The 11,976-nt window shown below is 52.9% G+C and carries 13 protein-coding genes; 8 read left to right on the forward strand and 5 right to left on the reverse strand.

The genetic code is table 11. The features are described 5' to 3' along the window. Nucleotides 1–6: 6 nt before the first annotated feature. From ACT3R4_RS09995 to ACT3R4_RS10005, 3 genes are all read right to left on the reverse strand, one after another. Nucleotides 7–639, reverse strand: coding sequence for a thiopurine S-methyltransferase (locus tag ACT3R4_RS09995; RefSeq protein WP_193054952.1), 633 nt, complete (start codon nt 637–639; stop codon nt 7–9). 107 nt (nt 640–746) lie between these two features. Next, the gene (locus ACT3R4_RS10000) at nt 747–1,376 is read right to left on the reverse strand and encodes a TIGR04211 family SH3 domain-containing protein (RefSeq protein WP_172117106.1); all 630 of its coding nucleotides are present in this window, start codon (nt 1,374–1,376) and stop codon (nt 747–749) included. A gap of 81 nt (nt 1,377–1,457) precedes the next feature. Continuing rightward, the gene (locus ACT3R4_RS10005) at nt 1,458–1,787 is read right to left on the reverse strand and encodes a DUF1820 family protein (RefSeq protein WP_018916745.1); all 330 of its coding nucleotides are present in this window, start codon (nt 1,785–1,787) and stop codon (nt 1,458–1,460) included. Between the two features lie 207 nt (nt 1,788–1,994). Here ACT3R4_RS10005 and ACT3R4_RS10010 point away from each other — a divergent pair, with 207 nt between their 5' ends. Both ACT3R4_RS10010 and ACT3R4_RS10015 read left to right on the forward strand, forming a co-directional pair. Further along, complete coding sequence (locus tag ACT3R4_RS10010; protein WP_441678820.1) at nt 1,995–2,153, forward strand: hypothetical protein; 159 nt, start codon at nt 1,995–1,997, stop codon at nt 2,151–2,153. A gap of 217 nt (nt 2,154–2,370) precedes the next feature. After that, complete coding sequence (locus ACT3R4_RS10015) at nt 2,371–3,132, forward strand: TlyA family RNA methyltransferase (RefSeq protein ID WP_441678816.1); 762 nt, start codon at nt 2,371–2,373, stop codon at nt 3,130–3,132. Nucleotides 3,133–3,139: 7 nt separating this feature from the next. Here ACT3R4_RS10015 and mscK read toward each other — a convergent pair whose 3' ends face one another. Next, the gene (gene mscK, locus ACT3R4_RS10020) at nt 3,140–6,442 is read right to left on the reverse strand and encodes a mechanosensitive channel MscK (RefSeq protein ID WP_442353238.1); all 3,303 of its coding nucleotides are present in this window, start codon (nt 6,440–6,442) and stop codon (nt 3,140–3,142) included. Between the two features lie 214 nt (nt 6,443–6,656). Between mscK and ACT3R4_RS10025 the strand changes: the two genes are divergently transcribed. From ACT3R4_RS10025 to ACT3R4_RS10040, 4 genes are all read left to right on the forward strand, one after another. Next, the gene (locus ACT3R4_RS10025) at nt 6,657–7,688 is read left to right on the forward strand and encodes a phospholipase A (RefSeq protein ID WP_441678818.1); all 1,032 of its coding nucleotides are present in this window, start codon (nt 6,657–6,659) and stop codon (nt 7,686–7,688) included. 80 nt (nt 7,689–7,768) lie between these two features. Beyond that, a complete protein-coding gene (locus tag ACT3R4_RS10030) occupies nt 7,769–8,101 on the forward strand; it encodes an ElaB/YgaM/YqjD family protein (protein ID WP_172117107.1) in 333 nt (110 codons plus the stop codon). Beyond that, a complete protein-coding gene (locus ACT3R4_RS10035; RefSeq protein ID WP_087106740.1) occupies nt 8,101–8,505 on the forward strand; it encodes a phage holin family protein in 405 nt (134 codons plus the stop codon). The genes ACT3R4_RS10030 and ACT3R4_RS10035 overlap by 1 nt, the downstream gene beginning before the upstream one ends. Then, the gene (locus ACT3R4_RS10040) at nt 8,480–8,797 is read left to right on the forward strand and encodes a YqjK family protein (protein ID WP_193054958.1); all 318 of its coding nucleotides are present in this window, start codon (nt 8,480–8,482) and stop codon (nt 8,795–8,797) included. Before ACT3R4_RS10035 ends, ACT3R4_RS10040 begins: the two co-directional genes overlap by 26 nt. A gap of 22 nt (nt 8,798–8,819) precedes the next feature. On the opposite strand, the gene ACT3R4_RS10045 is transcribed toward ACT3R4_RS10040, so the two are convergent. Then, a complete protein-coding gene (locus tag ACT3R4_RS10045; protein ID WP_172117110.1) occupies nt 8,820–10,004 on the reverse strand; it encodes a BaiN/RdsA family NAD(P)/FAD-dependent oxidoreductase in 1,185 nt (394 codons plus the stop codon). A gap of 133 nt (nt 10,005–10,137) precedes the next feature. On the opposite strand from ACT3R4_RS10045, the gene ACT3R4_RS10050 reads away from it, so the two are divergent. After that, complete coding sequence (locus ACT3R4_RS10050; RefSeq protein ID WP_441678811.1) at nt 10,138–11,217, forward strand: efflux RND transporter periplasmic adaptor subunit; 1,080 nt, start codon at nt 10,138–10,140, stop codon at nt 11,215–11,217. Beyond that, nucleotides 11,217–11,976, forward strand: a 760-nt coding sequence (locus tag ACT3R4_RS10055) for an efflux RND transporter permease subunit (protein ID WP_496201863.1), incomplete at its 3' end; no start/stop codon positions are given. The genes ACT3R4_RS10050 and ACT3R4_RS10055, both read left to right, overlap by 1 nt.

Raw genomic sequence — 11,976 nt, forward strand, 5'->3', positions numbered from 1 at the left:
TACGCGCTATTTGTGTGGTCCGCGCCGCTCTAATGACCAGACAGACTCCGTTCGGCCCCGTTCATCGGGGCTTCCTTGCTCAAGCAGCGTGACGCGAAAATTGGGTGTGAACAGTTGAGTCACTTCCTGGTCAGGCACGCTATACGGTGGGCCCGCACCCTCATCCTCGTGCGTTATGCTCACCAACAGCCCAGCGGCTCCGGGCGGAACCAGCTGGGCCAAGTGGAAGGCATAGCGCTCGCGCGTGGCAGGCGGTAACGCAATCAGTGCTGCACGATCATAAAACGCGCCTACTTCGGCAGCTTGGCGTATGTGCAAATGAAAAAAATCCCCACACCAGAGTTCCACACTACCTTGACGTGATATTTCAAACCCTGCTTGGGTATAGCGCGATACAGGCGTCTGGCGTTGGGCCAGGAATTGCGCTATTGCCTCAGGCGCCAACTCAATGCCTAGCACCGGATGCCCCGCATCAGCCAGCCAACGCATGTCCAGGCTTTTACCACACAAGGGCACCAGCACTTTAGTACCCTGCTCAACGCCCAATGTGGGCCAGTACTCAAGCAGCGCTGGATGCGGCTGAGACAGATGAAAACCAATCCGACCTTCTTGCCAGCGCTGCCGCCAGGAAGTGCTCATTAGACGCCCTTTTACCCTTGAATCCAGAACCTAAAAAACGGGTCCTGATGCTGAGAACCTGGAACTTAAAACCTGGAACTTAAAACCTGGAGCTTAAAACCCGGAACCTAGAACCAGCGATCACGCTTTTTACGCCGACGCGGCAAGTGCGGAACGATAAGCCCCACTAACAGCCCGGCACCCGCCACACCGCCGCCATACATGAAGTAGCGCATTAACAGGTCTTCTTCCTGGGTATCCAACCGAGCCTGAAGCGCGCGTACCTGCTGGCGCGACTGCTCGGCCTCGTTATCAAGCTCGTTATTGCGCGTTTCAAGGTCAGCAATGCGCTGCTCGCGCAGTTCAAGCGTCTCTGTCATCGAGGAGGTGCGCTGCTCCCAGGTATCGTTAATACCATCAAGCTCTGCGGTGAGCTCATCGACCCGGGCCTGGAGCACCGGCAACTGCTCGCGAGCACTAGGCGTTTCCTGGATTTCGTTCGTCAATACCCACACGGTGTCGCCGCTTTGGCCACGCACCCGGGTGTAATCACCGCTCTCTTCCAGTACCTCTACCTGCTCACCGGCATTTAACGTGCCAATAATGCGGTATCCATCCGTAGGCCCGCTGCGCACGTAAGTGCTCAACTCATCGCTCACCCACGCTTGACCGTCGGTTTGTGCCATTGCTTGTGCGCTGGCCACACTTAATAAAACACCGGCCGCGATATAAGAGAAACGAAATTTATCTGCTTGCATAACGTCATGTCCTGATTAAAAAAAACGCTGCATAGCGGACGAGGCCACCAGCGCTTACAGCGTCGCGCCTGTCTTGAGCGCTTATCCTTCGCTACGTGGTGGTAGGGGGAAGGGACGAGGAAACTCAGCAACGCGGGCATCGCTTTTTACTGCCTTCAAAGGGCCTTCACGCTCCACCTCATCAATACGCACAATCGCATTAAGAGGCAGGTAGCTACGTTTGACACCCTCGAAGGTTCGCTGCAATTTTTCAGTTGCAGGATCAACAACTACCCGTGACGCGTCGTCAAAGACAAACTCCTCGACTTCAATAAAGCCCCAGAGTTCGCTTTGAAATATTTCTCGAACGTATAAATCCCAAATTTCACCCTGTTGGTGAACCACTACTCGATAAATCGGCTTGGCCGCCATTTTGGCCTATCCCTCTTGCCCTATGAACATAAAATTTTCCGGCCTAGCGTACCATAACCCTATCAGCAGAGCCTTAGCTGACCTGACTCAATGCGTTAATAAACGCTAACTGCCCACTCTACGATCTACTCATTAGCCGATATAGCGGGCGTCGTGTAGGGTGAAGAGAGCGAACGGGAATACTCTCACCCTACAGGAGTAACGGTCATGCAAAAGAAGAGACCCACGATAAAGCAGGCCGCCTGGGGCACCCGTTATCCGCACCGCCTTTGGCACCCACTGGGGCTGATTTATTTTAAAGGCGATGATGCCCATACCCTGCGTGACCTTCTAAAACGACAGGAAGACCTCGACTTCTATGTATAATCCCCGTGATCACCGGGACAAGGAGTCATTGTGACGCCTCATAATGGCGCTATTGTGAGCACCGCAGGTAACGGATGACGAGCTTGATAGCGTCAAACAGTCTTTATATCGCAGTTGGGGAGCCTCTCGCTTGCCAGATACCGAGTTACAGGCCCTTGAAGGGTCTCACTCGCCACTTAACCCGTTATAGCCACGCGTTTAATTAACCATGTCATCAATGTTAAGACTCGATCAACTACTGGTCAGCCAAGGGTTAGCCAGTTCGCGTACACGTGCCCAGCGGCTTATTCGCCATGGGCGTGTGCGTTTAGAGGCGCCTTCGCGCGTGCTTACCAAACCCTCTGAAAAGTGGCCTGAGGATACACCGCTATTGGTCGACGACGACCCTGAGGAGCGTTATGTCTCTCGCGCCGGTTTAAAACTTGAAAGCGTATTAACGGTTTTAAATAAGCGCTTGGATGACCATGTCATTTTGGATGTAGGACAGTCCACGGGGGGCTTTACCGATTGCGCGTTGCACTTTGGCGCACGCCACGTGATTGGCGTAGAAGTTGGCCATAGCCAGCTCGCGGAATCGCTACGTACCCACCCGCGTGTTACGTGCCTCGAAGGCCTTAACGCCAGGCACATGAGTTCATCCGTAGCACTGCAAGAAGCGATTACCGCGACTCCTATTGATACTGCAGTGATGGACGTCTCCTTTATTTCTCAGACGCTGATTTTGCCGGAGATCGCCGCACTGCTGCCAACAGGAGGAGAGCTAATTTCGTTGGTTAAACCTCAGTTTGAACTCACCCCTGGAGCGCTGGATAAGCGGGGCATCGTTCGACGCACGGCTGACTACCACACGGTGGAAGAAAAGATTCGCAAGGCCTGTGACACTTGTGGGTTAGCGGTGCAGCACTGGCAGGAGAGCCCGATTACCGGAGGAGACGGTAATCGGGAGTTTCTTCTTCATGCCCTTAAGCCTGCCCCCTGACATACGTCTAACTGTGCGTAGACGGCGGTAACTTATTAATTGACTGCACTTTGACCGACTCCCCCCGGTCACGGTGCAGCCATACATCCATCTGCTCAAACGCCACACGAACACCTGCTTTTTGAAACAGCTCATTTACCCGACAATTGATTTCATCCGTCGCAGGCAAGCGCTCCTTGATGTCATCAACAAAAATGCGCAGCTCAAAATTGAAGCTATGGTTGCCATAGCTCAAACAGAACACCTGAGGCTCCGGGTCAATCAACACCCGCTCGTTTTCATCTGCCGCCTGGCGTAAAAGCTGATGCACTTTGGCCAGGTCCGAGTTATGCGCAACGCCATACGTCAGCACGACCCTGGTCACGTTATCTGAAAGAGACCAGTTAATAAGCTGATCCGTCACAAAGGTTTTATTGGGAATAATAATTTCTTTGCGATCGAAGTCAGTAACGGTTGTCGCTCGTATCCTTATGCGGTTCACGGTCCCGTGCAAGTTACCCAGCGTAATCGTATCCCCAATGCGGATAGGCCGCTCGAACAGGATAATCAAACCTGAAATGAAGTTGGCAAAGATTTCCTGTAACCCAAAGCCCAGCCCCACACTGAGCGCCGCCACCAGCCACTGTAACTTGTCCCAGGAAACGCCCAGAGTGGCCAACGCAATCAGCATGCCCGTACCCACAATCGCATACGAGAGCAGCGAACTGATGGCATAGGCACTGCCCTGCTTTAGTGCCAAGCGAGACAAGACCATTACCTCTAAAAGGCCAGGCAGATTGCGCGCCATAATAAAGGTGACCGCGACCACCAGCAGCGCGGTAATAACATCCGTGACAGACAGTTCACTGCCAATCAAATCCTCATCGCCAGAATCCCACAGGGAAACGTGATCCAGATATCCCACCACGGATAAAAGATCCGACCAGACAAGATATAAAAGTAAGCTGAAGCCGATTAATAAAATCAGCTTGGAGAGGCGTAGCGACTGAGTATTGATTTTCTCCATATCCAGCGGCGGCTCTTCCACCACCTCCAGCCCCCCTTCAGCTTCCTCCTGCGCTTGAGCACGTCGGGCAAGTGCTCGTCGGTAAGCCAAGCGTCTGGCGGCAACAGCCAAACTACGCACTACCGTCGCCTCAACAACCACCCACAGCCCCAATAAATAAAGCGTGATAGCAAACCGTCCCACCAAACGCAGTGCGGTATATTCATACCCCCACACGATCAAGCCCACCAATACGAGCGGGATGGCGGCCATGGCGAGTCCCAACACCAAACGGAATAAGCGAAGCCCAAAAAAAGGAACATGTGCCAAAATCAGCTTCGTTAGCCACCAGCTCATGGCTAACAGCCCCGCGACCATCAGGCCCAGTGCAATAGGACGCAAGGCTAGAGGTGCTTGCACCTGCCCCGATATTGTCGCAATCGCTATCACCGGCACCAGCGCAAACCCCAGCCAACGTAATAGCTTACGAATCTGGGCGTTATAACGAGCAGGCCAGGTAAAGTGCCGTTCGGCAACGCCGTCAGGTGCGAGCAAACGCCGCCCCCACGCGACCACCCCCCAGCTTAACGCGAGTTGCATTAACGCAGGCGCAATACTGTGGGTTAATACATCGTCTGTTTCGCGAAGCCCGACTCCAACACCGGCTAGCATCAACGGCCCCGGAATAGCCAATAGCGCGTTTAACAGCACTGCTTTTGGTGTGTGTAACTGAGTATCGCTTTTTAAACGACCAATCTGAGAATGGATAGTCGCCAAGCGCTCTTTTATCCGCGCGCGCAACCCGATGAGCAACAGACCAAGCAGCATCCATGGCAGCCCAAACACTATTTTCCAGGAAAGCGCCTGCCAGTGGTTTGAAAAAATGACTCGCCACTCGCCTTCTCGCCACTCCAGGCGAATGTTGTTGGGCAACTGGCGCAGCCAGTTAATATCCACAGGCTGACTGTTAGCGACCCAAAATAACTGCTCATAAATGGTGGTACGTAGCTCACGTGTCGTGGTGAGCAGCTGCTTCTGATTAAGCTGTAGCTCAATCGCAGAACTTAAAAGGCTGCTGTAGGATTGCTCCAACTGCTCTACCAGCTCACGGCGCTCTCTATAAATCTGGTTCAATGCGTCGATCACACTTGGGGTTGCCTCAAGGCCTGCCTCTTCCACGCGCTGAATGGCTAACCGTCTGCCGTGGCGCAACTGGTCACTCTGACGGGTTAAATCAAACTGTCTCAATCGAAGATCCGCAATTTCATCCTGCAAATGTCGATGCGGAACTGGCGTAGGCAATGATTGGCGCTGCTCATTTAAAATAAGTGATAACAAATGACTCCCACGCATGGCATCGATCTGTTCATTGAGGCTACGCTGCAATTGGAGTACATAGTCCAGATCACGCTGCGCCTCAAAATTTTCACGCAAGATAGTGTTGCTGCGGTCAGTTGCCTGCAGCAGCTCCTGGCTTATGCGTTGATTAACTTGCTGGGCATCACGTATGACAGGGTTGCCCTCAGCCAAAAGCGAATTATCCACGATGGCTTCGGCCGCCACTTGCTCAGACTCAAGGGTACGCTGAAGATCAATGGCACCCTCAAGTAAACCCAAGCGCTTTTCCTGGTAATCAATTTGCAACGAAAAGAGGTCGCGCCGTTGTTGCGCGAGTTCACGCAGTCGACTGTTAACACTTAACTCTCGTTGGTTATAAGCGGCTTCTCGTTCCGCCAAGAGACGTGCCAAGCCAAGCTGTATGAGCTGCGCATCCTTTGAGAGTGAGAGCTGGCTATCCGTTAATAGCGCTTCGCGATCGTCGTACTCACGGCGTAGCGTTTCAGCACGTTGCAGGGCATTGGAGATTGCCTGCTGGGCTCGCTCGGGTAACGTAATCGAGGCCAGTAACTGCGAGTTCACATCGGTCAATTCCCCTTGCAGCTGCTGCAGTTCAAGGACAGCATCTGCCTGCTGTGACGTTAAATCGTCCAACGACATATCGGCGAATGTTTGGGCAGTTAACTGCTGAAAACTCTCCTCCACCTCACCCAACGCAAGCTCTAACTGGTACAACTGTTCAGGCGCCTCATCAACCCGCTGGTTAAGTACCTTTAAACGTTCATCATTAGCATCCAAACGTTGGTAAATTTCCAGCGCGGCCCTTAAATTGGTCTGCTCGCTAACCTGCTGCGCGGTTAGCTCACCATCTACTGAATCGAGCGCTGCCAAGCGCGCCGCTATTGTCTCTTGTGAGGGTACTTGATCAACGTCAAAGGCGCCCTGAACGCTAACGCACACCGTCATCAAATAAAGCGCCAATAGCACCTTCAAGGTATAATTACAGATACATCTAACCACGGTTGATATACCCTCAGAAAAAAATGATAGTGGTAAAAATTAAATACCAGCCATTGTCAGGGGTTCCATTGACCTGCGCAACGAAGAGGTTGACTTACTCTCTTGGCATGTATAGAAACGACTCTGATAATTGATCCTTCCCCTTTATTATTTGCGAGTCGCTTCAATGGTCACCCGAAAAATGGTCACCCGAAAACTGCTGTATGCAAGCGTAATAGCCTTGCTAAGCACAGTAACGTACAGTAGCCCTGCCTTAGCCGACTCCCAGGAAGAAATTGAAGCGCGTATTCGTGAGCTCAATAGTGAACTCTACCAGCTTCAACAACAACTAAATAACCAAGCAGCACTTGGCGATACGCCTGCAAAAGTGACGGTAAAGCAACCACCCGAAGTCTCCGCTCGTGAAGATATCATCGAACGCCGGCTGCTTGAGCAAGAATCAACACGCAATCCCTTTTCGATCACCACACACCGCCTTAACTATTTGTTCCCTGTCAGCTATAACGCAAAACCGAATGCTGAGAATTTTCGGGAAATCACCACTGATTCAGACGCGGATCGCTACGAAATCAAGTTCCAATTAAGCGTTAAAGTCAACCTGGTAGAAGATGTTTTCGGCGATGCAGGGGATCTCTATTTTGGCTATACCCAGCGCAGCTGGTGGCAGGCTTACAATACCGATGCCTCCTCCCCGTTTAGAGAAACCAATTACGAACCCGAGCTGTTTATCGACTTCGATAACGCCTGGGATGCGCTTGGCTGGGTAAATACACGCAATCGCGTTGCATTTAATCACCAATCGAATGGCCGCTCAGACCCTCTCTCGCGCAGTTGGAACCGCGTCTACCTGGAAAGCACATTCCAACGTGGCGATTGGGCAGTGACGTTCGCTCCTTTTTGGCGCGTTCCTGAGTCTGCCAGTAATGATGATAATCCTGATATTGAACGTTATATGGGCTATGGCGATATCCATATTGCCAAGCGGCTCAATAACAACCATGAAATCAGCGCGTTATTTCGAGGCAACCCGGGCGCAGGTAACTATGGCACTCAAATTGACTACAGCTGGCCTACGTTTGGCAACCTGCGCGGGCACATCCAGTATTACTATGGCTATGGTGAAAGCATGATTGACTACGATGATCGTGTTAACCGTCTAAGCATTGGTTTTAGTTTAAATCCCCTGTTTAGTGCGACGGGTTTGAACCGGTAAAAAATGGCCTTGTCTATCATGTGTCGGCTGCTATGCTGATATAGATTAATTATTTCATTCATTCGTCAAAGGAAGACAAAATGGCTAAGCGTCAATTCGATACTGAGCACCGCGCTGACCAGTGGAAAGAAGATCTGCGCCACTTAAGCGACACCATAGAAGAACTGGTTAACGCAACGTCCAAGGATGCCAGCAGCGAAATGCACGACCTTCGCGCTCGTGCTGAAAGCCGCCTTAAAAATGCTCGTGAACGCCTGGAAGCTCGCGGCGAGCGAATTTATGATGAAACCCGTGAAACGCTTTCAAATCAAGTTGACTGCTGTGATCGTTATGTACGCGAAAACCCGTGGTCCAGCATCGGTATCGGCGCAGCCGTCGGTCTATTGGTAGGTATGCTGCTCGGACGCCGCTAATGTCTTTGGGGCCAACCCAACGCGTATTTTCTGCCGCCAAGCGCTTGGTAAGGTCACTGGTTGCTAACAGTGAAACCCGACTGCGTTTGGCGGTTTTAGAACTCGAAGAAGAGCGCGCTCGTTTAGTCACCCTGTTTCTTTTGACCGGCGCCAGCTTATTACTTTTATTGCTGGGTGTAATAACGCTTACCGCGCTAGTCATCGTGGTTTTTTGGGACTCTTACAGGCTGCTGGCGATTGGTGTCAGCGCGGGTGTCTTAATAGCAGCCAGTCTATTATTGGCAGCCATTGCTATTCGTCAGGCCAAACGGCATACGTTTTTAAAAGAAACGCTTAAACAACTAGCGGCTGATCGTGCTCTGCTTGAGGTGAAAGGCGATGAAGCAAACCAACAAGAGCGTTAAGCCGCCCAACCGCTCTGAGCGTATAAGCCGTGCTGAGCGCAAAGCAGCATTACTTGCACAGCTTGAGCAGCAGCGCATTGATATTCTGGTATGCAGCGATTATCTACAGCGTTCGGCCTCCCCACTTGATCAAAAGTGGCGCAGCATCAAGTTACCGCTTTACGCCGCTGGCGGTCTGCTCGCCTACAAATTTGTACGCAGACCGGGCGGAGTAATGGCAGCCGGTAGAAAAGCGCTTGCAGGCTATATGCTATTTCGCAAACTGAAGCTGCTTTCTAACGTTGTTACTTAATTGCCGGGCCGCATCACGCGGCCTAGCAAGCTTGCCCACAAGCAACCCCACTCGCCCACGCCCACTGAAAGTTATACCCTCCAAGCTCACCGGTTACATCCAGCACTTCTCCTATAAAGCGCAGTTGAGGCACATCTTTCACCTCAAACGATTTCGATGAGATAGCGTCTGTATTGACCCCGCCCATGGTTACCTCTGCCGTACGCCACCCTTCAGTGCCCGCTGGTTTAAGCTGCCATTGGTTAAGCCGATAGGCCCATTGATCTACTTCATCGTTACTGTATTGAGCTAGCGGCGCTGCCTGATTCGAGTCTGGGTACCACTCTAAAAGTGCCTGAGCAAAGCGTTTGGGAAAGCGCTCTCCCAGCCAGGTGGATAGCTGACGTTTGGGTGTTGTTTGACGCGCCTCACGCAGTGACGCGGCGGCATCCTCGCCCGGCAATGTATCAATTTCTATGGATGAACCGGGTTGCCATACGCTGGATATCTGTAGCATAGAGGGGCCCGACAAGCCCCGGTGCGTGAACAGCATCGGCTCAACAAACCGCCGCCCTGCACAGCTCACCGCGACAGGCAAGCTGAGTCCGGAAAGCGCAGCACTGCGCTCCTTCCAGAAATCACTCAGGGCAAAAGGCACTAGCCCAGGCCGAGTAGGCAACACGTCCAGGCCAAACTGGCGTGCCAGTTCATAACCAAACCCGGTGGCGCCCATCGTGGGAATCGACAAGCCACCGCTCGCCACCACTACAATCCCAGCATCAATGCTCCCCATGGATGTCATCAGGCGCATGGCGTCGCCTTGCCTGGCGACTTTATTGATCTGGGTGTTTAGCGCTATTTCCACGCCCGCCCATTCGCACTCTGTCCACAGCACTCGCACAATCTCTTTAGCCGACGTTGCACAGAATAGCTGTCCAGGGGCTTTTTCCACGTACTCGACGCCATGCCGGTCAACCAGTTCTACAAAGTGTTCCGGCCGATAGCGCTTAAGCGCGGAAATACAAAAATACGGATTTTCAGAGTAAAAATGCTGAGGTGTGGTGCCAAGATTGGTAAAGTTGCAGCGGCCACCGCCGGACATCAGTATCTTCTTACCTGCCTTGTTGGCGTGGTCGAGTACCAGCACGCGTCGGCCTGCATAGCCAGCCTGTGCAGCGCACATTAGGCCTGCGGCACCGGCGCCGATAACCACGACATCATAAACCATAGAGAATTGCTCTTGGGGGGAGAAGACCCGCATTTTAACAGTTCAAGACCAAGAGAAAATGTTTCTTCACGTTTCATGACATCATATAAGAGTGCTAACCAGGGTTACCCCCACGCCTGATACCGAGAAACCTATGTCCGCGTATGCCCGACCGTATTTGCTTGTTTTGCTCTTTGTTTTACTCTCAAGCCCCGCCCAAGGGCAAACCGCAGCGCAGCCTGCACCTTCTGTAATTGGCAGCCGCGCAGAAATAATGACGTGGTCTGACCCACTGGAAGCCTTGGGCACCCTGCGTGCCGATGAGAGCGTTACGCTTTCTGCGACGGTTACCGATATTGTGGCCGAGATCAATTTTGAGGATGGCGCCCAGGTTGAACAGGGGCAAGTACTGATTCGCCTGGACGATGCCGAAGAGCAAGCCCAGTTGCGCTCAGCTCAAGCCATCAGTGACGAACGAAGTAACACGCTTGGTCGTACCATCCAGCTACAGGAACGCAACCTGGCCGCTCGGGCGGACCTGGAAGACTTTCAAGCACAGCTTCGCCAAGCGCAAGCCAATACACAGGTTATCGAAGCGCGGCTTACCAACTACCAAATCAAAGCGCCGTTCAGCGGCCGCGTGGGGTTGCGTAGCCTTAGTACCGGCACACTGGTAACGCCCGGCATGGAATTGGTAACGCTCGACAAGCTGGATGTGATGAAGCTTGATTTTAGCGTTCCTGAACGCTTTCTAAGCCGCCTTTCAATCGGGCTACCGCTCAGTGCTACGACAGCCGCCTACCCCGACGATAGTTTTACTGGCGACATTGCCAGTATCGATACACGCATTGACCCTATCTCGCGAAGCGTTAACGTGCGAGCCGTGCTTGAAAACCCCGATATGCGCCTTCGGCCGGGTATGTTGATGGAAGTGGTCGTTCAACAGCGCGTACGCGATGCCATCGTGCTGCCCGAAGCGGCACTCGAACCCAGTGGCGACCAACACTATGTCATGGTGATTGACCAAAGTGGCCCTACCCCGCGCCTTGAAAGGCACAGCGTAGTGATAGGTGAGCGGCGCTACGGGCAGGTAGAAATTCTTGAAGGCGTTGAAGCAGGCGACCTGGTGGTGGTTCACGGCTTGCAACTGGCAAGAGACGGGCTGGAAGTGCGTTTACTGGGCATCGTGGACGATGAAACGAGTATTCGCGCCTTATTGGAGGCCGATCGCTAATGCGTCTATCGGACATTTCCGTACAGCGACCCGTGCTTGCCATGGTCATCGCCGCGCTGATCATTGCCTTTGGCTTACTGGCGCTTAATCGGCTTCCTCTGCAAGAGTATCCCACCGTGGATCCTCCCATCGTCAGTATTGATACCCGCTACCCGGGTGCGTCCGCCGATGTCGTCGAAACGCGCATTACTCAAGTGCTGGAAGACCGAATTGCAGGCGTCGAAGGCATTGAGTTAATTACCTCGCAAAGTGAGGATGGCCGATCACGCATTGAAATTGAGTTTGGCATTGAAATGGATATTAACGCGGCGGCAAATGATATTCGTGATCGAATTTCGGGCGCCTTGCGTAACCTGCCCGACGATGCCGACGCTCCGGAAGTCACCAAGGCCGATAGCAGCGAAGAGATCGTGGTATGGCTAAGTCTCTCGGGCGCCGACTACTCAATTACCGAGCTTACGGATTACGCCAACCGCTTTCTGGTTGACAGCCTGTCTGTACAACCGGGCGTTGCCCGCGTTCGTATCGGCGGTGGCCGGGATTACGCCATGCGCGTATGGCTGGACCGCAATGCGCTTGCTGCTCGCGGCCTGACCGTCGGCGATATTGAAGATGCCCTGCGCGCCGAAAACGTTGAGCTACCGGCAGGCTCCATCGAATCACAAGACCGCCAGTTTATCGTTCGCCTCCCGCGCAGCTTTGCAACCGCCGATGACTTTAAACGCCTGGCTCTAAATCAACATGATAATGGCTATCTAG

The sequence above is a fragment of the Halomonas sp. AOP7-E1-9 genome (genome assembly GCF_052376035.1).
GTDB lineage: Bacteria > Pseudomonadota > Gammaproteobacteria > Pseudomonadales > Halomonadaceae > Vreelandella > Vreelandella citrativorans.